This is a genomic window from Cupriavidus oxalaticus, assembly GCF_004768545.1.
GTDB lineage: Bacteria > Pseudomonadota > Gammaproteobacteria > Burkholderiales > Burkholderiaceae > Cupriavidus > Cupriavidus oxalaticus_A.
Map to the genome: position 1 here is coordinate 505,475 of NZ_CP038635.1, position 22,172 is coordinate 527,646.

At 68.6% G+C, this 22,172-nt stretch carries 18 protein-coding genes; 5 read left to right on the plus strand and 13 right to left on the minus strand.

Annotated elements, in window-relative coordinates:
* Positions 1-18 precede the first annotated feature (18 nt).
* From glyS to E0W60_RS13220, 10 genes are all read right to left on the minus strand, one after another.
* Positions 19-2,142, minus strand: coding sequence for a glycine--tRNA ligase subunit beta (gene glyS / locus E0W60_RS13175; protein WP_133093754.1), 2,124 nt, complete (start codon positions 2,140-2,142; stop codon positions 19-21).
* A gap of 35 nt (positions 2,143-2,177) precedes the next feature.
* Positions 2,178-2,807, minus strand: a complete 630-nt coding sequence (locus E0W60_RS13180) for a hypothetical protein (RefSeq protein WP_133093755.1) — start codon at positions 2,805-2,807, stop codon at positions 2,178-2,180.
* Positions 2,804-3,757: a glycine--tRNA ligase subunit alpha gene (gene glyQ, locus E0W60_RS13185; RefSeq protein ID WP_135704480.1), complete on the minus strand. Its 954-nt coding sequence runs from the start codon at positions 3,755-3,757 to the stop codon at positions 2,804-2,806. Before glyQ ends, E0W60_RS13180 begins: the two co-directional genes overlap by 4 nt.
* Positions 3,758-4,334: 577 nt before the next feature.
* On the minus strand, positions 4,335-5,942 hold the full coding sequence (lnt, locus tag E0W60_RS13190; protein ID WP_133093757.1) for an apolipoprotein N-acyltransferase: 1,608 nt from the start codon (positions 5,940-5,942) through the stop codon (positions 4,335-4,337).
* Positions 5,939-6,826, minus strand: coding sequence for an HlyC/CorC family transporter (locus E0W60_RS13195; RefSeq protein ID WP_135704482.1), 888 nt, complete (start codon positions 6,824-6,826; stop codon positions 5,939-5,941). Before E0W60_RS13195 ends, lnt begins: the two co-directional genes overlap by 4 nt.
* A gap of 134 nt (positions 6,827-6,960) precedes the next feature.
* Positions 6,961-7,722, minus strand: a complete 762-nt coding sequence (ybeY, locus tag E0W60_RS13200) for an rRNA maturation RNase YbeY (protein ID WP_135704484.1) — start codon at positions 7,720-7,722, stop codon at positions 6,961-6,963.
* Positions 7,723-8,721: a PhoH family protein gene (locus E0W60_RS13205; RefSeq protein ID WP_133093760.1), complete on the minus strand. Its 999-nt coding sequence runs from the start codon at positions 8,719-8,721 to the stop codon at positions 7,723-7,725.
* Between the two features lie 21 nt (positions 8,722-8,742).
* Positions 8,743-10,095, minus strand: coding sequence for a tRNA (N6-isopentenyl adenosine(37)-C2)-methylthiotransferase MiaB (gene miaB / locus E0W60_RS13210; protein WP_133093761.1), 1,353 nt, complete (start codon positions 10,093-10,095; stop codon positions 8,743-8,745).
* An 86-nt stretch (positions 10,096-10,181) separates the two neighbouring features.
* On the minus strand, positions 10,182-10,595 hold the full coding sequence (locus E0W60_RS13215; protein ID WP_135704486.1) for a hypothetical protein: 414 nt from the start codon (positions 10,593-10,595) through the stop codon (positions 10,182-10,184).
* 110 nt (positions 10,596-10,705) lie between these two features.
* Positions 10,706-12,391 carry a ClcB-like voltage-gated chloride channel protein gene (locus tag E0W60_RS13220; protein ID WP_135704488.1) on the minus strand — a complete coding sequence of 562 codons (1,686 nt, stop codon included), beginning with the start codon at positions 12,389-12,391 and terminating at the stop codon, positions 10,706-10,708.
* A gap of 329 nt (positions 12,392-12,720) precedes the next feature.
* Between E0W60_RS13220 and E0W60_RS13225 the strand changes: the two genes are divergently transcribed.
* Positions 12,721-14,331: a DEAD/DEAH box helicase gene (locus E0W60_RS13225; RefSeq protein ID WP_135704490.1), complete on the plus strand. Its 1,611-nt coding sequence runs from the start codon at positions 12,721-12,723 to the stop codon at positions 14,329-14,331.
* Between the two features lie 4 nt (positions 14,332-14,335).
* Positions 14,336-15,388 (plus strand): serine/threonine protein kinase, encoded by a 1,053-nt coding sequence (locus tag E0W60_RS13230; RefSeq protein ID WP_135704492.1) that lies wholly within the window; start codon positions 14,336-14,338, stop codon positions 15,386-15,388.
* A 114-nt stretch (positions 15,389-15,502) separates the two neighbouring features.
* On the opposite strand, the gene E0W60_RS13235 is transcribed toward E0W60_RS13230, so the two are convergent.
* On the minus strand, positions 15,503-15,943 hold the full coding sequence (locus E0W60_RS13235; RefSeq protein WP_135704494.1) for a universal stress protein: 441 nt from the start codon (positions 15,941-15,943) through the stop codon (positions 15,503-15,505).
* 394 nt (positions 15,944-16,337) lie between these two features.
* Here E0W60_RS13235 and E0W60_RS13240 point away from each other — a divergent pair, with 394 nt between their 5' ends.
* The 3 genes from E0W60_RS13240 (at position 16,338) to E0W60_RS13250 (ending at position 18,652) form a co-directional block, all read left to right on the plus strand.
* Positions 16,338-17,405, plus strand: a complete 1,068-nt coding sequence (locus E0W60_RS13240) for a CaiB/BaiF CoA transferase family protein (RefSeq protein ID WP_135704496.1) — start codon at positions 16,338-16,340, stop codon at positions 17,403-17,405.
* Between the two features lie 51 nt (positions 17,406-17,456).
* Entirely contained in the window at positions 17,457-17,867 is a 411-nt protein-coding gene (locus tag E0W60_RS13245; protein ID WP_135704498.1) for a carboxymuconolactone decarboxylase family protein, read from the plus strand.
* 158 nt (positions 17,868-18,025) lie between these two features.
* Entirely contained in the window at positions 18,026-18,652 is a 627-nt protein-coding gene (locus E0W60_RS13250) for a response regulator transcription factor (RefSeq protein WP_133093769.1), read from the plus strand.
* A gap of 9 nt (positions 18,653-18,661) precedes the next feature.
* Here the strand turns inward: E0W60_RS13250 and E0W60_RS13255 are convergent, their stop codons facing one another.
* On the minus strand, positions 18,662-21,109 hold the full coding sequence (locus E0W60_RS13255; protein ID WP_346769558.1) for a fimbria/pilus outer membrane usher protein: 2,448 nt from the start codon (positions 21,107-21,109) through the stop codon (positions 18,662-18,664).
* Positions 21,110-21,316: 207 nt separating this feature from the next.
* On the minus strand, positions 21,317-22,078 hold the full coding sequence (locus E0W60_RS13260; protein WP_346769559.1) for a fimbria/pilus periplasmic chaperone: 762 nt from the start codon (positions 22,076-22,078) through the stop codon (positions 21,317-21,319).
* Positions 22,079-22,172: the final 94 nt, after the last annotated feature.

The window sequence follows — 22,172 nt, forward strand, 5'->3', positions numbered from 1 at the left end:
ATCGCGTGCTGGCGGCGCTCAGGCGGCCAGCTTGGAGATGTCGGCCACGCGGTTGGCCAGCGCATGCAGCGAGGCCAGCAGCGCCAGGCGGTTGGCGCGCAGCTGCGCGTCCTCGGCCATCACCATCACGTCGTTGAAGAAGCGGTCGACGGCATCGCGCAGCTGGGCCAGGTCGCGCAGCGCGGCGGTGAAATCGCCGCTGGCGAAGGCGGCTTCGACGGCCGGGCGCACCTTCTCGATCGCCGCGTGCAGCGCGCCTTCGGCCTCTTCCTGGAACAGCGCAGGGTTCACCGCGCCGACCGGCTCGGTGTTCTTGCGCAGGATGTTGGTGATGCGCTTGTTGGCGGCGGCCAGGGCCTCGGCCTCGGGCAGCGCGGCGAAGGTGCGCACCGCTTCCATGCGGCCCAGCACGTCGTGCAGCTGGTCCGGGCGCAGGCTGACCACGGCCTCGACCTCGTTGGTGGTGTAGCCCTTTTCCTTCAGGTAGCCGCGCACGCGGTCGTACAGGAAGTCGGCGATGGCGTCCGGCGCCGGCTTGACCGCGGCAATGCCGGCGAATGTCTGCTGCGTCAGCGCCAGCAGCGACGTGACCGACAGCGCCAGCGGCTTCTCGATCAGCATGCGCAGGATGCCGAGCGCATGGCGGCGCAGCGCGAACGGGTCCTTTTCGCCAGTCGGCTGCAGGCCGATGCCCCAGATGCCGACCAGCGTTTCCAGCTTGTCGGCCAGCGCGACGGCGGTGCTGACCGAGCCTTCGGGCAGCGCATCGCCGGCGAAGCGCGGGCGGTAGTGTTCGGAGCAGGCCAGCGCCACGTCCTCGGCTTCGTCGTCGTGGCGCGCGTAGTACGTGCCCATGGTGCCCTGCAGCTCGGGGAACTCGCCGACCATGTCGGTCAGCAGATCGGCCTTGGCCAGCTCCGCGCCGCGCATCGCGGCCGCCTTGTCGGTGGCCACGCCGGCGGCGTTGAGCGCATCGGCGACATGGCCGGCGATCTGCTGCAGGCGCTGCACGCGGTCCAGCTGCGTGCCGATCTTGTTGTGGTAGACCACGCCGGCCAGCTGCGGCACGCGCGAGGCCAGCGTCTTCTTGCGATCCTGGTCAAAGAAGAACTTGGCATCGGCCAGGCGCGGACGCACCACGCGCTCGTTGCCGGTGATGATCGACTGCGGCGTCTCGGTGGCCAGGTTCGACACGATCAGGAAGCGGTTGCGCAGATGGCCGTCGGCATCCGTCAGCGCAAAGTACTTCTGGTTGGTCTGCATGGTCAGGATCAGGCATTCCTGCGGCACCGCCAGGAAGGCTTCTTCGAAGTGGCAGGCGTAGACCACCGGCCATTCCACCAGCGAATTGACTTCATCGAGCAGCGACTCGGGCATGATCACCTGGTCGGCGCCGGCCTCGGCCAGCAGCGCGGCACGCATGCGCTCGCGGCGTTCGCCATAGCTGGCCAGCACGCGGCCGGCCGATTCGAGCTGCTTCGCGTAGTCGTTGGCATGCGCGATCTCGATCGTGCCGTGCGACAGGAAGCGGTGGCCCTGCGTCACGTTGCTGGCCTGCAGGCCCAGCACCGACACCGGCAGGATCTCGCTGCCGAACAGCGCGATCAGGCTGTGCGCCGGGCGCACGAAATGCACGGTGCTGCCGTCAGGGCGCTGGTAGCTCATCACCTTGGGGATGGGCAACTTGGCAATGGTGTCCTCCAGCGCGGCCTGCAGCCCGGCGGCCAGTTCGGCGCCGCGTGCGGTGTAGCGGTAGAAGAAGGCCTCGGCCTTGCCGTCCGAGGCGCGCTCCAGCGACTGCCAGTCGATCTCGGCGACGCCGACCGACTTGGCCAGCGCGGCCAGCTTCTTGGCCAGCGGCGGGGTGGGCTCGCCGTTGGCGCCAAGCGCCACCGACAGCGGCAGGACCTTCTCGCGCTGCTCGCGGTCGGGCGCGCTGCGGCGCACGCCCGACACCAGCGCGGCGAGCCGGCGCGGCGTGGCGAACGGCGTCACAGTGGCGCCCGGCTCAAGCAGGTCGCGCTCGCCCAGGCCGGCGAACAGGCCCTGCGCGAAGGCGTCGCCCAGACGCGCCAGCGCCTTGGGCGGCAGCTCTTCGGTGAACAGTTCGATCAGCAGCGAGTCGGTCATGGGTTGCGACATGAATCGTATCCAACAGGTTGTGGCGCGCGCCGCTGTCAGCAGCGCGGCGAATGATTAGGTTCCACTCCGGACAGCAGCCACAGGCCGTTCTGTTGCCGGAATTGCAGCGTGGTGAAGGCGCATTGCGCGGCCGCCGCGGCGCTGGCGGCGCCGTTGCTGCCGCCGCGGCTGCCCGCGGCGGGGAAGCGCGCGTCGATGCGGCGCAGGCGCTTGTCGTAGCGGATCTCGTCGATGCGCCCGCCCACCCAGAAATCGATCTTCGGCGGCAGCTGGGCCGCCGAGTAATAGGTCTTGGTCTTGCGCCGGGTGCGGCCGTTGGTGGTTTCCACCTCCACCCAGGTCAGCGGGTAGCGGATCGCGCTTTCATAGGCGCGCAGCGGCACGCGGTGCCAGCCCAGGTCGCGCTGGCCCGACAGGTCGCAGGCGAACGAGCGCACCAGCTGCGTCCACTGGTCGAGCGCGTTCAGCGACGGGCGCCAGTGGCGCGACATGGCCAGCTGCAGCGCCTGCGGATCGGCCTCGCACACATTGCTGAGTTCGGCCGGCAGCAGTAGCGCCTGCGGCGCCGGGGCGGCCTCGGCGCGCGCGGCGGCGGCATTGCCGGCGGCAGACAGCGTGGCGATGGCCAAGGCGCAGCACAGCGCGCTGCGCGCCAGTTGCGTCATGCCCGGGCTCCGCCGTTGCCGCACATCGGGAAGCCGAGGGCCTCGCGCGAATCGTAGTAGGCCTGCGCCACCTGGCGCGACAGGTTGCGGATGCGGCCGATATAGGCGGCGCGCTCGGTCACCGAGATGGCGCCGCGGGCGTCCAGCAGGTTGAACGTGTGCGCTGCCTTCAGCACCTGCTCATAGGCGGGCAGCGCCAGGCGCGTGCCGGCCTGGCTGCCGTCGGTGCCCTCGGCGCCTTCGGCATTGCCCATCAGCCGCTTGGCCTCGCCCTCGTGCTCGGCGAAATGGCGGAACAGGATTTCGGTGTTGCTGTGCTCGAAGTTGTAGGTCGACTGCTCGACCTCGTTCTGGTGGTACACGTCGCCGTAGGTGAGGCGGCGCGTCTCGCCGTTCTCGACCCATTCGGTCCAGATGAGGTCGTAGACGTTCTCGACCTTCTGCAGGTACATCGCCAGGCGTTCGATGCCGTAGGTGATCTCGCCCGTGATCGGCTTGCAGTCGATGCCGCCGACCTGCTGGAAGTAGGTGAACTGGGTCACTTCCATGCCGTTGAGCCAGACTTCCCAGCCCAGGCCCCACGCGCCCAGCGTAGGGTTCTCCCAGTCGTCCTCGACAAAGCGGATGTCGTTCTGCTTCAGGTCCAGGCCCAGCGCTTCCAGCGAGCCCAGGTACAGCTCGAGGATATTCTCCGGCGCGGGCTTGAGCACGACCTGATACTGGTAATAGTGCTGCAGGCGGTTGGGATTCTCGCCATAGCGGCCGTCCTTCGGCCGCCGCGACGGCTGGACGTAGGCGGCGCGCCACGGCTCGGGGCCGATCGCGCGCAGGAAGGTATGCACGTGGGAAGTGCCGGCGCCGACCTCCAGATCGATGGGTTGCAACAGCGCGCAACCCTGCCGGTCCCAGTAGGCCTGCAGGGTCAGAATCATTTGTTGGAAGGTCAGCATATGAAGACTAGGTAGTGGCTGATCGGTCGGCTTGGGGCGAACTTGCGCCGCCCGGCGGGCTGGCGGCGCAGCGCGTGCCGGGGCCGCCGCATACGGATTTTGCCAAACCCTGAATTCTATCGGCTTTTTGGCCGCACGCCCCCATTGGCGGGGTGGCGGCTGGCGCGCGGGGGTGCCGGCGGATGTCGGGCTTTCGCAACGCATGGGGAAAATACCGACCCTGTTTTCAAGTTGCGGGAACGCTAGCCGATAACGTTTTTGTATACAGTATGAGTAAGCAACCCGCTTGAGAGCGTTGCGGTTGGCAGGCTTGGCCGTCCTGCCGGTAGGAAATTAACGTTGGGGACTTGGGATCATGACACTCCTTTCTCGCAAACCTTACCTGGTCGCAATCGCGGTCATGATCGCCGCGGCCGTCGTGTCGGTCGCGACCGGGCTGCTGAAATAGCGCAGCCGGCGCGCGCCTGGCGCGCCACGGATGCCGCGGATTATCGCGATCAGTGCGATCAGTGCGATCAGTGCGATCAGTGCGATCAGCGGCGGGAAGGCCGGCGCGCCAGCAGCGCCAGGCCGGGCTTCAGCCTGCGCGCCGCGAGCGCCAGGCAGCTGTGCCCAGCAGCAGCGCAAACAGCGCCAGCACCGGCGCGTTCCCCCAGCGGATATATGGGGTCAGCCCCTGCATGCCCTGCACCTCGGCCACCAGCGTGCCGACCGTGAAGGTGGGCAGGCGCGCCTGCACGGTGCCGTCCGGGCGCACCACCGCGGTCATGCCGGTATTGGTCGAGCGCAGCATCGGGCGGCGCGTTTCCAGCGCGCGCATGCGCGAGATCTGCAGGTGCTGGTCCAGCGCGATGGTGTCGCCGAACCAGGCCAGGTTGGTCAGGTTGGCCAGCACGTTGGCGGGCGCGGGCTGCTGGCGCAGCGTCTGCGCGATCTCCTCGCCGAACAGATCCTCGTAGCAGATATTGGGCGCCACGCGCACGCCGCGCACCGGCAGCGAAGGCTGGTCGAGCCCGCCACGGCGGAAATCGCCCAGCGGCATCTTCATCATGTCGACGAACCAGCGGAAGCCCAGCGGGATGAACTCGCCGAACGGCACCAGGTGGTGCTTGTTGTAGCGGTACAGCCGCTCGGTCAGCGGCCCCAGCCCGAACACGCTGTTGGTGAAATCGACCGGCGAATCGGCGCCGGCCGCGCCGAACAGCACCGTGGTGCCGCTCTGCAGCGCGTAGTCGCGCACCGCCACGGCGACGTCGACCGGCAGATCCTGCAGGATCACCGGGAAGGCGGTTTCGGGCGTCACCACCAGGTCGGCGGGCTCGGCGGTGATCATGTCGCGGTAGAGCGCGATCGAGCGCTGGATGCCGGCGGCCTCGAACTTGATGTCCTGAGGCACGTTGCCCTGCAGCAGCCGCACCGTCAGCGGCTTGCCGGCTGGCGTGGTCCAGGCCAGCGGCGACAGCGTTGCGCCAAGTGCCGGCAGCAGCAGCGCCAGCGCCAGTGACACGACGGCAGGCGTGCGCGCACCGTGCCCCAGCCCGCGCACGGCCCCGGCCAGCAAGGCCGCGACAGCGGCCGCCAGCGCCCCGATGCCATAGACGCCGACCAGCGGCGCAAAGCCGGCAAGCGGCCCGTCGGTATGGGCATAGCCGCCCGACAGCCACGGGAAACCGGTGAACACGACGCCGCGCAGCCACTCCGACAGGCCCCACGCGGCACCAAACGCCAGCGGCGCGAGCAGCGCCGCGGCCCATGTGCCTGCGCGCAGCCGTGCCGTCAGCCGGTGCCACAGTGCGCCCGCCAGCGCCGGCCACAGCGCCAGGTAGCCCGAGAACAGCACCACTGCCAGCGCCGCCATCCACGCCGGCATCTCGCCGTAGACGTGCATGCTGATATAGAGCCACCAGATGCCGGACAGGAACCAGCCCAGGCCGAAGGCATAGCCGGTGGCCGCGGCGATGCGCGCGCGCGGCGCGTCGGCCATCAGCGCGGCCAGGCCGGCCAGCGACAGGATCTGCAGCCACCACCAGTCGTGCGGGGCGAAGGCCTGGGTGTGGGCAATGCCGAGCACGCCAGCGAGCAGCAGCCGAGCCATCGCGGCGGCGCGCGACCGCGCGCCGGGCACACTGCCAGCACCGGCGTTGGCAGCAGCGGCGCCGTTGGGGATCGGGGCGGGATGCTTCATGCGCCGGCAGCGCTCGCGCTGTCAGGCAGGGATTCGCGGCGCACCTGCAGCAGGTGCACCTGCCGCGCGTCGGCGCGCAGCACTTCGAAGCGGATCGGCGGCAGGGTGATGACCTCGCCGCGGTGGGGCACGTGGCCCACGTGGTTGGACAGCAGTCCGCCCACGGTGTCGACGTCGTGGTCGGAAAAGCCGGTGCCGAAGGCCTCGTTGAACTGGGAGATCTCGGTCAGCCCATGCACGCGCCAGCTGCCGTCGGGCATCGGCAGGATATTGTCCTGGTCTTCGTCCAGGTCGAATTCATCCTCGATATCGCCGACGATCTGCTCGAGCACGTCCTCGATCGTCACCAGCCCGGCCACGCCGCCGTATTCGTCGACGACGATGGCGATATGGTTGCGGTTGATGCGGAACTCGCGCAGCAGGATGTTCAGGCGCTTGGATTCGGGGATGAATACCGCCGGGCGCAGCGTCTCGCGCAGGTCGAAGGCGGGATCGGTGTAGTAGCGCAGCAGGTCCTTGGCCAGCAGGATGCCGATGATGTTGTCACGGCTGCCTTCGTAGACCGGGAAGCGCGAGTGCGCGGTCTGCTGCATGAACGGGATGAAGGTCTCCGGCGCGTCGACGATATTGACCATATCCATCTGCGCGCTCGGCACCATGATGTCGCCTGCGGTCAGTTCGGAGACCTGGAACACGCCCTCGATCATCGACAGCGAATCGGCGTCGATCAGGTTGCGCTCATGCGCGTCCTGGAGCACTTCGAGCAGTTCTGCGCGGGTGTCCGGCTCGGGGGAGATCAGGTCTGACAGGCGTTCGAGAAGCGATCTGGGGCGATCGACCTGCTTCAGGTAGGCGGGCTTCGAACTGGGATAGGGGTCGTTCATTTCGCGGCGAGCGCGTGGTGGAGATCGACTGAAGGATACACCAAAAGGCTGTCGGTCCCGTGACAGCCGGCGGTTGGCGGCTGCTGGATGTGATGCCGGCGGCACCATGACCGGTGCCGCCGGTGCGCCGCCAATCACGCGGTGCCGGTGCGCTCGGCGAGATAGGGATCCGCGTAGCCCAGCGCCTGCAGCGTCTCGGTCTCGATCGCCTCCATTTCCTCGGCTTCGGCGTCTTCCTCGTGCTCGTAGCCCTGGGCATGCAGCACGCCGTGCACGATCAGGTGCGCATAGTGCGCTTCCAGCGGCTTGCGCTGCTCGCGCGCCTCGGCCTCGACCACCGGGCAGCACAGCACGATATCGCCGGTCACCGGGTCGTCCTCGTTCTCCGCATAGGCAAAGGTCAGCACATTGGTGGCGTAGTCCTTGCCGCGGTAGGTGCGGTTGAGCAGCCGGCCTTCCTCCTCGCCGACGAAGCGGATCGTCAGCGCGGCATCGGCATACAGCGCCGACTTGACCCAGGTTTCGATCTTCCTGCGCGGCGGCAGGCCGTCCTGCCTGCCGATGCCGTCGCCCTGCTGGATCTCCAGCTCCAGCGCCGGCGGCGTGGCCGGGGTGCCGGTGGTGGTCACGACCGGCGTGGCGGTCACGGCCACGGACAGCGAGTCATGGTTGTCCGGGCGCACCAGCAGGCCGGCCTGCTGGTTGGTGTCGGTATGCTCGGCCAGCAGCGCGACCACGCCGTCGGCGGCCTGCGACAGGTCCAGCGTCAGGCTGCGGCCATCCGGCAGCTGCACGCGCAGCGCATGCGCGGCGCTCTTGCGCGCGCGGCCATCGCCATCGAACAGGGTCAGGCTGACGCCGGGGGCCTTGGATTTCTGGTCTTTCGGGGATTTCAATTACGCGTCCTTGTGCTGGGCGTGGTATTCGTCATAGGCATCGACGATGCGCGCCACCAGCGGGTGGCGCACCACATCGATGCTGGAAAAGCGGGTAAAGGCGACGCCGCGCACGTCTCGCAGCACATGCTGCGCCTCCACCAGCCCGCTCTTCTGGCCCTTGGGCAGGTCGATCTGCGTGATGTCGCCGGTGATCACCGCCTTGGAGCCGAAGCCGATCCGGGTCAGGAACATCTTCATCTGCTCGGGCGTGGTGTTCTGCGCCTCGTCCAGGATGATGAAGGCGTGGTTCAGCGTGCGCCCGCGCATATAGGCCAGCGGCGCGATCTCGATCATCTGGCGCTCGAACATCTTCTGCGTGCGGTCGAAGCCGAGCAGGTCGTACAGCGCGTCATACAGCGGGCGCAGGTAAGGATCGACCTTCTGTGCCAGGTCGCCGGGCAGGAAGCCCAGGCGCTCGCCGGCTTCCACCGCCGGGCGCGTCAGCACGATGCGCTTGACCGCGTCGCGCTCCAGTGCGTCGACCGCGCACGCCACCGCCAGGTAGGTCTTGCCGGTGCCGGCCGGGCCGATGCCCATGGTCAGGTCGTGCGACAGGATATTGCGCAGGTACTCGCGCTGCGCCACGGTGCGGCCCTGCAGGCCGGTACGGCGGGTGTGCAGCACCGGCGATTCGTCTTCGTACTCGCGCTCGTCCTCGGCGCTGTCGTTGCCGGGCAGGTAGGCACCATGCGCGGAGAGCTGGCGCGTTTCCACCAGCCCGAGCTGCACGTCGTCGATCGACAGCGCCGTGCGCGCCTGGTTGTAGAAGCGCTCCAGCGCGGCCGTGGCGTCCTGCGCATTGGCGCCGCGCACTGTCATGCGGTGGCCGCGGCGCTGGATGGTCACATCCAGCGCCTGCTCGATCTGGCGCAGGTTCTCGTCGAGCGGCCCGCACAGGTTCTGCAGCCGGGCGTTGTCGTCCTTGGGAGCGACGAATTCTGCGGAAGGGATCTTCATGTAGTGGGGTTGCCTGCAGGATTACTGGCGCACCACGATCTCGCCGCGCAGCGAGTGCGGGAACGCCTGCGTGATGCTGACATCGACCATCTGGCCGACCAGCCGGTCGCGGCCCGCCTGGGGCACACCGGGCAGCGCAAAGTTGACCACGCGGTTGTTCTCGGTGCGGCCATGCAGCTCGGTCGGATCCTTGCGCGCGGGGCCTTCCACCAGGATGCGCTGCACCGTGCCGACCATGCCCTGGCTGATGCGCTGCACGTTTTCCTCGATGGTGGCCTGCAGGCGCTGCAGCCGGCGCAGCTTGACCTCGTGGGGGGTGTCGTCGTGCAGGTTGGCCGCGGGCGTGCCCGGGCGCGGGCTGAAGATGAACGAGAACGACGTGTCGTAGCCGATCTCCTCGATCATCGCCATCAGCTTCTCGAAGTCGGCATCGGTCTCGCCGGGGAAGCCGACGATAAAGTCCGACGACATCGACATCTGCGGGCGCAGCGCGCGCAGCTTGCGGATGATGCTCTTGTATTCCAGCACGCTGTAGCCGCGCTTCATCGCCATCAGGATGCGGTCCGAAGCATGCTGCACGGGCAGGTGCAGGTGGTTGACCAGCTTGTCGCATCGGCCATAGAGCTCGACCAGCCGCGAGGTGAATTCCTTCGGGTGGCTGGTGGTGTAGCGGATGCGCTCGATGCCGGGGATCTCGGCCACGTATTCGATCAGCAGCGCAAAGTCGGCGATCTCGGTGGTGTCGCCCATCTTGCCGCGGTAGGCGTTGACGTTCTGGCCCAGCAGCGTGACTTCGCGCACGCCTTGCTCGGCCAGGCCGGCCACTTCGGCCAGCACGTCCTCGAACGGGCGCGAGACTTCCTCGCCGCGGGTGTAGGGCACCACGCAGTAGCTGCAGTACTTGGAGCAGCCCTCCATGATCGAGACGAAGGCGCTCGGGCCTTCCACGCGCGCCGGCGGCAGGTGGTCGAACTTCTCGATCTCGGGGAAGGAGATGTCCACCTGCGACTGGCCGGTGCGCTGGCGGCGCGAGATCAGGTCGGGCAGGCGGTGCAGCGTCTGCGGGCCGAACACCACGTCGACGTACGGCGCGCGCGAGACGATGCTGGCCCCTTCCTGGCTGGCCACGCAGCCGCCCACACCGATCACCAGGTCGGGCTTGACCGCCTTCAGCGCCTTCATCCGGCCCAGCTCGGAAAACACCTTCTCCTGCGCTTTCTCGCGCACCGAGCAGGTGTTGAACAGGATCACGTCGGCATCTTCGACGTTGTCGGTGGGTTCCAGCCCCTGGCTGGCGTTGAGGACGTCGACCATCTTGTCCGAGTCATACTCGTTCATCTGGCAGCCGTACGTCTTGACGAAAACTTTCTTCATATGCCGATCTCAGTGGTTGACCTGGGGGCATCAGGGTGTTGCAACAACGCGCGGTCGCGTGGGGCACGCCGCGCTCTTTCGGGGGACTACGATTTCTGTTTCAGCGCCTTCTGCTCCGGCTCGCTCAGCACCCAGGCGGTCAGCAACTGGCCGTAGAGGTCGAGCTTGTACCGCACCGGCAGCTTCTGGCCTGCCACCGCGGCCGTGGCCAGCAACTGGTTGTCGGTCCCGAACAGGCGCAAGCCCGGTGCCACGCCCACGGTCTTGCCGTCCAGCGTGGCGGTCTGCGGCGCGGAGGCCGACGGAGCGGCGAGCACCAGCCTGGCTGCCGACGCGTCTTCAGGGATCACCCGCACCGGCTGGGCCGAGGCGGCGGCCGCGCCGAGCAGCAGGGCCGTTACCGTCACCGCCACCGTTACGCCCGCCAGCCACGGCAACCGCCCGCGCAAGGAACTGGCAACTTCCGGCGCCTCGCGGCGCATATCACGACCTGCTGGCATGGGGAAACTCCGTCAAGTAAGGCGAAGCGTGGGTGGGATGGCCCGGAGCGGGCGCAACCGGGCATTTTACTCGTTTGGCGCCTCCCCGGGGCGGCCCGGCGAGATGGCATTCAGAACAGGCAGGATGCCTCTTGCAGCACACGTTGCTTCGACACGGTACCGATCAGCTCACGGTCGACCCTGTCCCGCACCAGCGGGATCCGGTTGATGCCGTGTTCGGCGAACACCTCGAGCGCATCGCGCAGGCGCGAATCGGGCGTTAGCGACGGGAAGTCGCGCTCGGCCAGCTCCAGCACGCCTTGCTGCGAGCCTTCGCGCTGGGCGCGTTGCACGGCGTGGATCGACAGTGCGCCCAGCAGGCGCCCGTCGAACTGCACCAGGTAGAGATAGCGGGTACCGGTCTCGGCGAATTTGTCGGCGGCCTCGGCCAGGCTGGCGTTGGGGTCGAGCACGGTGGCGGTCGGGTCGCACAGCCCCGCCAGCGTCATGGTGCGGGCGTGCTCGGCCGCGGCCGACGCCTGTGCGCGCTCGGCGATCACGCTGTACAGCGACAGCGTCTGGCAGCGCGATGCCGTGTAGTACGCCGCCACCGCGCCGATCATCGACGGCAGCAGCAATGCCGGCGCCAGCGTCATTTCGAACACCATCAGCACCGACATCAGCGGCGCCTGGCTGGTCGCCGCCAGGAACGCGCTCATGCCGACCAGCGGCAGCAGCGGCGTGGCACCGTCGGCGACGCCATGCATGGCCAGCGCCAGCAGTTGCCCCAGCGCCGCGCCGACGAACAGCGACGGGGTGAACACCCCGCCGACCGCGCCGGAGCCCATGCTGATCACCGTGGCCACCAGCTTGGCCAGCAGCACCCCGGCCACCGGCACGCTCAGCGGCTGTTCCTGCAGGATGGTCTGGATGGTGTGGTAGCCGTTGCCCACGACCTCGGGCACTGCCATCGCCAGCACTCCCACCAGCGCGCCGCCCAGCGCCAGCCGCGCCACCGGCCCGCCCGGCACCGCGGCGAAGCGGCTGCGGGCGAACCCAGATGCGCGCAGGAACAGCGCGCCGACGATGCCGGCCGCCACGCCGAGTCCGGCTGCCGCCAGCAGGATATGCGGGCGGAGGTCCGGCGCGATAACCAGGCCCGGATACAGCGGCTGCAGTCCGCCATGCCACTGGCTGACCATGGCGCCGGCTACCGACGCAAGGAACAGGGGCATCAGCCGCTGCACTGCCAGTGCGCCAAACACCACTTCAGCGACGAAAACGGCGGCGGAAAAAGGGGTGTGATAGACGGTCGCCAGGCCCGCCGCGGCGGCGCAGGCGGTCAGCATCCGGCGCATGTTCGAGCCGCCGCCGCGCTCCAGCCGGGTGGTCGGAAACAGCGAGCCGCACAGCGCCGCCAGCTGGATCATCGCGCCTTCCTTGCCGACCGAGCTGCCGCTGACGATGGAGAAGAACGAGGACATGGCCCGCAGCAGCGTGATCCGCACCGGCAGCCGGCCGCTGCCATTTGCCACCGCTTCCATATAGTCGGTTGCGCCGCTGTGGCTGCTGGCCAGCCGGTTGGAAAGGACCAGCAGCGCGCCGGCCAGCGCACCGCCCACCGCGGGTACCACCACGCGCCAGCCCAGCGCCAGTGCGGCAAAGACGACCACCACGTCGGCATGGCTGGAAAAAAGCACCACGCCGGCACCTTCCAGCGCCTCCTTGAACAGCGTGGTCGCAATGGCCGCCACGATGCCGACCGGGATGGCCGCAAACAGGGTGACTTCCTGGTCTTCGAGGAAACGCAAGCGCATGGCGGGCTCCGGGGCGCAGCAGGGGGCCGGGGCAGTCAGGATGGGCAGGCGCCACTGCGGCGCCTTGAGGGCGGGCCGCCTGCGGAGCCGTTCATGATAGCGCAGCGTCACCTGGCCGCGCCGATGTGTGCTGTCGCGCATGCGGCGCTGCCGCATGTGCAGAACCGGCTCGCGACGGACTGGTACACTAGCGACCTTTCCCGCGGGCGGGCCACTGGCCTGCCGGGCCGGCCTTCCGGCCGCTCCTGTTACCGATACCGAACATCGATTACACGAGCCATCCCGCGATCCGCGCACCGCGTGCGCAGGGATGGCCGAAGCAGCAATTCATGTCTTTCTCCGAACTCGGCTTGTCCGAAAAGATTGTGCGTGCGGTGGCCGAACAGGGCTACACCTCACCGACTCCCATCCAGGCGCAGGCGATCCCGGCCGTCCTCAAGGGCGGTGACCTGCTCGCCGGCGCCCAGACCGGCACCGGCAAGACCGCCGGCTTCACCCTGCCGATGCTGCACCTGCTGTCCGAGTCCGCCGCGGCCCGAGCCGCCGGCAATGCGCCGCGCGCCGGCAAGCCGCCGGTACGCGCGCTGGTGCTGACGCCCACTCGCGAACTGGCCGCGCAGGTCGAGGAAAGCGTGCGCAACTACGGTAAGTATTTGCGCCTGCGCTCCATGGTGATGTTCGGCGGCGTCGGCATCAACCCGCAGATCGAGCAGCTCAAGCGCGGCGTCGATATCGTGGTGGCCACGCCGGGCCGCCTGCTCGACCACGTGGCCCAGCGCACCGTCGACCTGTCGCAGGTAGAGCTGCTGGTGCTCGATGAAGCCGACCGCATGCTCGACATGGGCTTCATCCACGATATCCGCAAGATCCTCAACGTGCTGCCGGCCAAGCGCCAGAACCTGCTGTTCTCGGCGACGTTCTCGGACGATATCCGCGCGCTGGCCGACCGCCTGCTGAACAACCCCGCCTCGATCGAGGTGGCGCGGCGCAACACCACCGCCGAGACCGTCGACCAGCGCGTCTACCCGGTCGACCGCGAACGCAAGCGCGAATTGCTGGCGCACCTGGTGCGCCAGCACGACTGGCACCAGGTGCTGGTGTTCACCCGCACCAAGCACGGCGCCAACCGCCTGGCCGAGCAGTTGACCAAGGACGGCCTGTCGGCGCTGGCGATCCACGGCAACAAGAGCCAGTCGGCGCGCACGCGCGCGCTCTCCGAGTTCAAGGCCGGCACGCTGCGGCTGCTGGTGGCGACCGATATCGCCGCGCGCGGCATCGATATCGACCAGCTCCCGCACGTGGTCAACTTCGACCTGCCCAACGTGCCCGAGGACTATGTGCACCGCATCGGCCGTACCGGCCGCGCCGGCGCCGAGGGCGAGGCGATCTCGCTGGTCTGCGTGGACGAGCATGCGCTGCTGCGCGATATCGAACGCCTGATCAAGCGCAAGATCGAGCAGACCGTGCTGCCGGGGTTTGAAGTCGACCCGAGCATCGCACCCGAGCCGATCCAGAAGGGCCGCCAGCAACGCGGCGGCGGGCAGGGGCAGGGGCAAGGGCAGGGCCGCGGCCGCAGCCAGGCACGCCCGGCCAACGCCGACGGCGAGCCGGCACAACGCGCGCGCGCGCCGCGCCAGGCCCACGATGCACCGCGCCAGGGCCAGGGCGGCCAACCGCGCCAGCGGCAGGCCGAAGGCGGCCAGCGCCGCGGCGGCGGCAACGGCAATGGCAACGCCGGCGGCAATGGTGGCGGCAATGGTGGCAGCAATGGCGGCGCACGCGGCGGCGCACCGCGCCAGGGCAGCCAGGAGCCGGCACGCGGCCAGCAACGCGCCGCCCAGCCGGCGCGCCAGCAGCACGATGCGGCCCCGGCCCCCGTGCGCAACCGCCGCCCGGCGCCGCAGGCCGCACTGCTCGGCGGCAACCGCAACCGCGACTGACACCATGACAGCGTTCACCGCCCCGGCCGATTCCGGTATTCCCTATGCCGGCCTGACGCCTGAGCGGATGCTGGACGCGCTCGAAAGCGCCGGCCTGCGCCCCGACGGGCGGCTGCTGGCACTCAACAGCTATGAGAACCGGGTGTGGCAGGCCGGCATCGAGGACGCCGCGCCGGTCATCGCCAAGTTCTACCGCCCCGGCCGCTGGACCGACGCGGCCATCCTGGAAGAACACGCCTTCGTGCAGCAGCTGGCCGATGCCGAGATCCCGGCCGTGCCGGCGCTGTTCTTGCCGGCCGGTGCGCCGGATGCCGGCACGCTGCGCTACCACGCCGGCTTTCGCTTTGCGGTGTTCCCGCGCTGCGGCGGCCGTGAGCCCGCGCTCGACCGCAAGGACACGCTGACCTGGCTCGGCCGCTTTATCGGCCGTATCCACGCCACCGGCGCGGCACAGCCTTACCAGGCCCGGCCCGCGCTGGATATCGACACCTTCGGCATTGCCCCGCGCGACTGGCTGCTGGCCAGCGGCTGCATCCCCGTCGACCTGCTGCCGGCGTGGCAGTCGGTCGCCGAGCTCGCGCTGGACGGCGTGCGCCGCTGTTACGAACGCGCCGGCGAAGTGCCGCTGCTGCGCGTGCATGGCGACTGCCACCGCGGCAACGTGCTGTGGATCGACGAAGACGATGCGCGCGGCGGCAGCCTCGGAGCGCCCGGCCCGCACTTTGTGGATTTCGACGACAGCCGCATGGCGCCGGCGATCCAGGACATCTGGATGCTGCTGGAGGGCGACCGCGCGGCAATGCAGGACCAGCTGGCCGACATTGTGGCCGGCTATGAGGACTTCGCCGAATTCCGCACGCGCGAACTGTGGCTGGTGGAGGCGCTGCGCACCCTGCGCCTGCTGCACTACAGCGCCTGGCTGGCCAGCCGCTGGGCCGACCCTGCCTTCCCGGCCGCGTTCCCGTGGTTCGGCACCGCGCGCTATTGGCAGGATCGCATTCTTGAACTGCGCGAACAGGTGGCCCTGATGGACGAAGCGCCCCTGTGGGGCGCTTGACGGCTGCTGCAACTCCCCTCTGCCGCTTGCGGGAGAGGGAGAACACCTTGCTTAGGCTAGCTCGGGGTGGCTTGGGAGCACCTCAAACGTTAGCCTGCCGGCTCTTTTGTTCAGTTACCCCTTCTTTTCCGGCGCCTTGACCAGCAGCACCGGGCAATCCGCCTGCGCCAGCACGCGTCCGGCCACCGAACCGATCACCGCATCGAAGAAGGAACCGCGGCCATGCGTGCCCATCACGATGGCTTCGGCATTCACCGAACGCGCATAGGCCACGATGCGTTCCGGCGCAAAACCGTGCAGCGCATGCTGCTCGAACGGCACGCCGGCCGTCTTGAGGATCTCGCTGACACCCGCCATCGCCTTGTCACTGGCCTCCTTGTGCCAGTCGTCGATGGTTTCCTTGCTGACAAAGGCGCGCACCTGGCCGCTCACTTCCGGGGCCACATGCACGACATGCACGGTAAAGCCGGTCTGCAGCAGCTTGCCTTCGGCAACAAAGCGCGCCGCGGCATCGCTGAAGGCCGAGCCATCGGTGGCGAGCACGATATTGGTCATGACGGGAATCTCCTGGATTGGGGGCTGTCGTTGGGGATTGTCGGGACGAGCCAGGTTGAAGAACACCTCCTGACGCTGCCGCCGCGGGGCGCCGGCGCCATCTGAAACCATCATCGCAGCAAGTTTCCCGCTGTGACCCGATTTAGATCAAGTTGGTTCGGAAAACTACGATGCCACCACGGCCTCGCGTGCGATAACCGGCCGCATGGCAAATCCGTCAACCCGGCTGGCTGTTTCGGCCATTGCCGCCCAGGCGCCGTGGCGCGTAGCATGGCTCGCGAGCGCCGTGACAGGCCGGCAGGAGGCCGTACTGACGCGGCGCACTACATATCCCAGCCAGGCTGGCCCGGATCCCGACCTCGGACCCCGGCGCACGGCAACCGGAGACAAGCAAATGAGTGAGCATGGCAAGCTGCTGCCCCTGCGCGGCATCAAGGTGGTGGAATTTGAAGGCATCGGCCCCGGCCCGCTGTGCGGGGCCATGCTGGCGGGCCTCGGCGCCGAGGTAACGCTGGTGACCCGCCCGGTCGCCCCTGACGCGCGCCGCATCTTGCGCGGCCAGGCCGTGCCGCCGGAGATGGAGCTGGAGCACGGCAAGCAGGTGGTGCAGCTGAACCTGAAGGCGCCCGATGGCGTCGCCGCGGCGCTCGACCTCGTGGCAGGCGCCGATGCGCTGATCGAAGGGCTGCGCCCCGGCGCGATGGAGCGGCTCGGCCTGGGCCCCAAGGCCTGCCATGCCCGCAATCCGCGCCTGGTGTACGGCCGCATGACCGGCTGGGGGCAGAGCGGCCCGCTGGCGCAGAGCGCCGGTCATGACCTGAACTACATCGCGCTGACCGGCCTGCTGTCGATGGCCGCGCGCGACGATGCGCTGCCGATGGTGCCGCCGACCGTGATGGGCGACGCCACCGGCGCGCTCGGGCTGGCCTTCGGCCTGACCAGCGCCATCCTGAGCGCGCGTGCCAGCGGCCAGGGCTGCGTGGTCGATGCGGCGATCACCGACATCGTTGCCATGCTCGGCTCGCTGGTGCAGGTATCGCGGGCCGCCGGCACGCTCGGCGGACCCCAGCCCAGCCCGTTCCACGACTCGCCGTTCTATGACGTCTACCGCTGCGCCGACGGCCGCGCCATCACGCTGGGCGCACTCGAGCCGCAGTTCTACCGCGAACTGCTCGAACGGCTGGAACTGACCGACGTCGATCCCGCCACGCAATACGACCGCGCCCAGTGGCCCGCCCTGAAGGCGCGCATCGCCGCGTGCATCGCCGCCCAGCCGAGCAAGCACTGGGAGGCATTGCTGGGCGGCACCGATGTCTGCTTCGCGCGCGTGCTGACTCTGGAAGAGGCCGCCTGCCATCCGCACAACCAGGCGCGCGGCACCTACCGGATGTTCCGGCAGGGCGAGCGCGAGGTGCCACGCTCGGCGCCGGCGCCGCGCTTCCTGCCCGCCGGCACGGAGTGAGCGGCCGGTTCGGCTAAGATCTGTCACCACCTGATACCGGAGACAGATGCCATGGCCGAACCCAGCCAGAATGCCGACTACACGCCCACCCCCGCGTTCGCCACCGGCCTCGAAGTCCGCACCGAGGTCCTTGGCCCGACGCACGTGCAGCGCGCGCTCGATGCCGCCGCACAGCAGGGCGACACCAGCCTGCAGCAGCTGGTCACCGAGTTTGCATGGGGCACGGTGTGGACCCGCGAAGGGCTGGATCGCAAGCAGCGCAGCCTGGCCACGGTATCGATGCTGATCGCGCTGAACCGGCCGCAGGAACTGGCCGGCCACCTGCGCGGCGCGCTGGCCAACGGCGTCACGCCCGAGGAACTGCGCGAACTGATGGTGCACAGCGCCGTCTACTGCGGTTTCCCTGCGGCGCTGGACGCCAGCCGCAAACTGACTGAAGTGCTGGACGCCGCCAGGTCCTGACGCGCAGGCCGGCCCGGCTACGCCTGGCTGTGCACCCCTGCGGAATTGCCCGGCCGCCGCGCAGATTCTGCTGCTCCCGCGCAGCGAGTATTCCGCGCTTCAGCACGCAGCATGGCCCTTAATCTTGGCAGTTCCCCCAAGCTGTCAAGGAGTTCCAATTGCAACACGCGTTGATCGTCGACGAGCCTTCCCGGTTCCGCACTACGCTGTCCGGTCAACTGGCGGCGGCCTTGGAGGCCGCCGAAGTGCTGGAAGCCGACGGCGTGCGCGATGCGTTCCGGCTGGTGCGCGATCACCGCCCCGGGCTGGTGCTGGTCGATGTCGAGTATTTCGGCAATCCCGGCGTCGATTTCGTCCGGCGCGTGTCGGCAACCTTTCCCACGGTACATGTGCTGGTGCTGTCCTGCACCGACGCCACCGCCGCCCCGGTGCGGGCGCTGCGCGCCGGCGCGCACGGCTTCGTGGTCAAGCATCGCGGCGTGCCCGAGGTGCTGCAGGCCGCGCGCGGCGTGCTGAGCGGCTACCTGGTGTTCCCCATGTACACGCTGGAAGCCGCGCGCCAGCTCGGCGAAGCGCTCGACTCCGGCATCCCGCGGCTCAGCAATCGCGAAATCACCATCCTGCAGTACCTGGCGCGCGGTCATTCCAACAAGGCGATTGCCGCGGAGCTGCTGATCAGCAGCAAGACGGTCAGCACGCACAAGGCCAACATCATGGCCAAGCTCAATGTCGGCTCGCTGGTGGAGATGGTCGACTATGCGCGTCGCCACCAGCTGGTGTGGTGAACGGCTGCATCAGCGCGTGCACGGTGCATCGCTGGCCACCATTGCCGCCGCCTGGTTGCCAGGCTTGCCGAGGTCATAGTGCAGCGTGCAGGCATCGCCACTGGCCTGGCTCCACCGTGCCGTCAGCGTGCCGGCGTCCGTTGCCAGCCCGCGTACTAGCACGCGGCCTGCCTGCGCCACGGTCCCGACCGGCTTGCCGTCTGCACTGAACACTTCGGCGCCGAACGGCACTGGCGCGCCATCCGGCAGGCGCGTGCGCAGGATTGCCGCGCGGCCGGGATTCTCGGTTTCGAAGCGCACCCGCACCACCGCGCCCGCGGTGGGCGCGATCCGCTGCTGCGTCGACTTGAGAGTGACTTCCAGCGGCAGGCCCTGCGGATCGAGCTCGATTTCGTTCCGCGCGAACGGCACCAGGTTCGAGACCACGGCATGGCCCCACGGGTCGACACGCAGCCCGGCGCCGTTGGCCAGGCGCGCGCCTGCGGCGTCTTTGGCCTCGACCACAGCGACGGTATCGCCAAGGGACGGCGAGAACGCCACGCCATCCGCGTAGGCCACGATGCCGCCGGAAATGCCCGCGCCGGCCTGCGTATATGCGGTACTCCTGGACGCGTTGGCGGTCATCGTCGCAAACGGCGAGATATAGGAGACGCTGCCACCGATACTGTTGGCGCTGCCGGACCCGCCGCCGGTATGTCCAGCATTGAGGGCATAGCTGAAGGCATTGTCGCTGCCGAGCGTGCCGGTCACGGTCTCCTGTGCCGTGAAGGAACCGTCGGAGCCGCGCTGGACGCTGGTCAGCGAGTAGGGTGCCCGTGGCGACTTGCCCAGCGGCAGGCCGACGGTCAGCATCACGCGCGTGTCCCACTTGCTCGTGGCGACATTCAGTTGCCGCGACGCCGACACCCCATAGGCGATGGCGCGGTAAGTATTGTTGTAGCCGGCCTGGAACTGGCTGACGGTGCTGCCGCCCTGCCAGTAGCTCTGCACCGAGCCGGTCAGGTAGAAGTTGCCATAGCCGGCCGGCAGGGCCTGGTTGATGCTCAGCTGCAGCTTGCCGCGCGCGGTGGGCAGGCTTGGCAGCCGTCCCGCCTGGTCCAGCGCGAGCCAGGACATGGCATCGGCGAGGCCGAGGTAGCCCCGGCTGGAGTAGCGGTATGCCGCAACCGAGAAATTGGTATTGGTTGGTGCAACCAGCTTGCTGTAGCTCAGCCGCACGCTCTGGCCGCTGCGGTCCGGTTGACCCTGCAGCCGCGTGCTGGCATGCGTAATGTCGGCGCCAAAGGCACCCAGGTCGGTATTCAGCGCGGCACCCGCGGCGATTGCCCCATAGCCTTGCGCGGCCACAAAGCCGCCGTAGCCGGTAACGGTGTTGCTGAAACCGTGCAGGTAAGTGCCCTGCAGCAGCAGCGTCGAGCCTTGCAGTACCGTGTTGCGGTACTGGCCCGCGGTGACGCTGTAGCGGCTCTGGCCGGCGCGCAAGGCGTTCACCGCGGCGGCGTAGGGCATCGTCGATACGTGCACGCTGCCGTCCGCCTCGGTAACCACGACTTCGATGTCGCCGCCGTAGCCGGTGGGGTACAGGTCATCGATCTCGAACGGCCCGGGTGCCACCGTGGTTTCGTAGAGGATGTTGCCTTGCTGGCGGACTTGCACGCGGGCATTGCTGCGCGCGATACCGCGCACGATCGGGGCATAGCCGCGCAGCGATTCGGGATACATCCGCTCGTCGCTGGCCAGGCGCACGCCGCGAAAGCCGATGCTGTCGAACAGCGTGCCGTCGGTAAACGCATCGCCGATTACCAACTGGCTTTTCCAGGGCGCAATGGCGCGCTGCAGGTTGGTGAGTACGCTCTGGTAGCGCGTGCCCTGCCGTTCATCGTGGTTCAGGCTGCCCTGGTGGCTGAAGCGCCATGGTCCCAGGTTGAGGCCGGCGTTCAAGCCCACATAGGCCTGCGTGGTCGACAGGCTGGATGCGTCGGAGTGATAGACGTTGGCGTTGTACTGCAAGCGCGCCGCCGGAACACCGTTGTCCCAGTTCTCGGGGCTGACGTAACCACGTGCGCGGCGCACCATCGCGGCCTGCGGCACGCTGATGTCGAGCCGCTGCTCGCCGTTGTCGAAGCTCGCGGTGGCATCGGCGATCAGCGCTGGCAGCGGCTGGCAGCCGTCGCCGTCCAGCGATGCGGCGGCCGTCAGCCTGGCCAGGTCGACGCCGATGCGCTCCAGCAGGCTGCGATCGAAGCACGGCACCGCCGGGGCGGCGGGGTCGCCGGACTGGCGCAGCTCCACGCCGGCGCGACCCAGCCAGATTTCGTTGACATACAACTCGGCACGGTAGTGGCCGGGCAGCGCCGGATTGCCCTTGCTGAAGCGGCTCAGGTCCGCAACGCCGCCCGCCGTACCCTGCAGGAAGGTATCGCTGAACTCCACGTCCTGCGCGGAGCGGACAGGCATCGGGCCGACGTCGGGTTGCCCGGCTGCGCCTGCGTTGCTGGCGAACAAGGTCAGCAACACGGCATAAAGCGGGCGCAGGCGAAACGGGACGTGACGGGGAGAGAGTGTCAGCATGGGACCGGCGTGTCGACGATGGCCGCACGCAGGCATCGGCAGCCGGCGGCTGCCGAAGGGCGTAACGGACCGTGGGTTGAAGAGTGAAGAGGGCTAGCGAGAGCCGGAGGCGTTCAGCGGCGCGCCGAATTTGTCTCTGCCGCCGAAGTCGTTGATGCAGTGCACACGCACCGTGGCGCCGGCAGGGTTGCGGACTTCGCTGTCCAGGTGGAAGGTTGCAGTGGCGCCAGGCGCAATCATGTCCGGGTCTGTCGCCTTGGCAAGGTGCTCGCCGGCAATGACCTCGACGCTGACCGGCGACACATGGTATGGCGTTGGGTTATGCGCCAGCAGCACGGGTTTGCCGTCGCGGCTGCCAAGTTCCCAGCGCAACGCAGCCGGCGCCTCCGTGGCGCTGCCCGGCAGGCCGGCGGGGCGGAAGAACAGCTTGAAGCGCGAACGGAGTGCCATTTGCAGCGAGTTGACGCCAGCTTCATCGGCGGACGGCTTCGGCGGGATTTCAAGCACGTTGAGCCAGAACAGCGACTCCTTGTCTTGCGGCAGCGGCTCGCCGGTATAGAGAATGCGTAGCGTCTGGCCCTTGCCCGGGTCGATGCGCGCGATCGGCGGGGTGATCGTGAAGGGCACTTCGATCGAGGTCGGCGTCGGGGTCGCCGTCCCGGCATCGACCCACGCCTGGGTGAGCGCGGGCGATTGCCCTTCGTTGGTCAGTTTTAGCGTGACTTCCTTGTCCGCGGCGCGGTAGACCACGCGCGTGCCGCCGACGATGACGGAGGCGTTGGCGGGCAACGCGCACGACAGCGCCAGCGCGGCTATGGGGGCGGCCAGCAAGTTTCGCAGGGATATGTACAGCATGTTGAGGCCGTAAAACAGAGCTTGAAGAATCAGTCGTCGGCAGGACCGGCAAGCACAGCAGGGGGAAACGAGGCGGCACGCGCCGCCAACATGG

What these genes read in the sequence shown, in the direction of transcription:
- glyS (WP_133093754.1), bottom strand. Translation starts at nt 2,142, where the DNA reads ATGTCGCAACCCATGACCGACTCGCTGCTGATCGAACTGTTCACCGAA.
- E0W60_RS13180 (WP_133093755.1), bottom strand. Translation starts at nt 2,807, where the DNA reads ATGACGCAACTGGCGCGCAGCGCGCTGTGCTGCGCCTTGGCCATCGCC.
- glyQ (WP_135704480.1), bottom strand. Translation starts at nt 3,757, where the DNA reads ATGCTGACCTTCCAACAAATGATTCTGACCCTGCAGGCCTACTGGGAC.
- lnt (WP_133093757.1), bottom strand. Translation starts at nt 5,942, where the DNA reads ATGAAGCATCCCGCCCCGATCCCCAACGGCGCCGCTGCTGCCAACGCC.
- E0W60_RS13195 (WP_135704482.1), bottom strand. Translation starts at nt 6,826, where the DNA reads ATGAACGACCCCTATCCCAGTTCGAAGCCCGCCTACCTGAAGCAGGTC.
- E0W60_RS13205 (WP_133093760.1), bottom strand. Translation starts at nt 8,721, where the DNA reads ATGAAGATCCCTTCCGCAGAATTCGTCGCTCCCAAGGACGACAACGCC.
- miaB (WP_133093761.1), bottom strand. Translation starts at nt 10,095, where the DNA reads ATGAAGAAAGTTTTCGTCAAGACGTACGGCTGCCAGATGAACGAGTAT.
- E0W60_RS13215 (WP_135704486.1), bottom strand. Translation starts at nt 10,595, where the DNA reads ATGCCAGCAGGTCGTGATATGCGCCGCGAGGCGCCGGAAGTTGCCAGT.
- E0W60_RS13220 (WP_135704488.1), bottom strand. Translation starts at nt 12,391, where the DNA reads ATGCGCTTGCGTTTCCTCGAAGACCAGGAAGTCACCCTGTTTGCGGCC.
- E0W60_RS13225 (WP_135704490.1), top strand. Translation starts at nt 12,721, where the DNA reads ATGTCTTTCTCCGAACTCGGCTTGTCCGAAAAGATTGTGCGTGCGGTG.
- E0W60_RS13230 (WP_135704492.1), top strand. Translation starts at nt 14,336, where the DNA reads ATGACAGCGTTCACCGCCCCGGCCGATTCCGGTATTCCCTATGCCGGC.
- E0W60_RS13235 (WP_135704494.1), bottom strand. Translation starts at nt 15,943, where the DNA reads ATGACCAATATCGTGCTCGCCACCGATGGCTCGGCCTTCAGCGATGCC.
- E0W60_RS13240 (WP_135704496.1), top strand. Translation starts at nt 16,338, where the DNA reads ATGAGTGAGCATGGCAAGCTGCTGCCCCTGCGCGGCATCAAGGTGGTG.
- E0W60_RS13245 (WP_135704498.1), top strand. Translation starts at nt 17,457, where the DNA reads ATGGCCGAACCCAGCCAGAATGCCGACTACACGCCCACCCCCGCGTTC.
- E0W60_RS13255 (WP_346769558.1), bottom strand. Translation starts at nt 21,109, where the DNA reads ATGCCTGTCCGCTCCGCGCAGGACGTGGAGTTCAGCGATACCTTCCTG.
- E0W60_RS13260 (WP_346769559.1), bottom strand. Translation starts at nt 22,078, where the DNA reads ATGCTGTACATATCCCTGCGAAACTTGCTGGCCGCCCCCATAGCCGCG.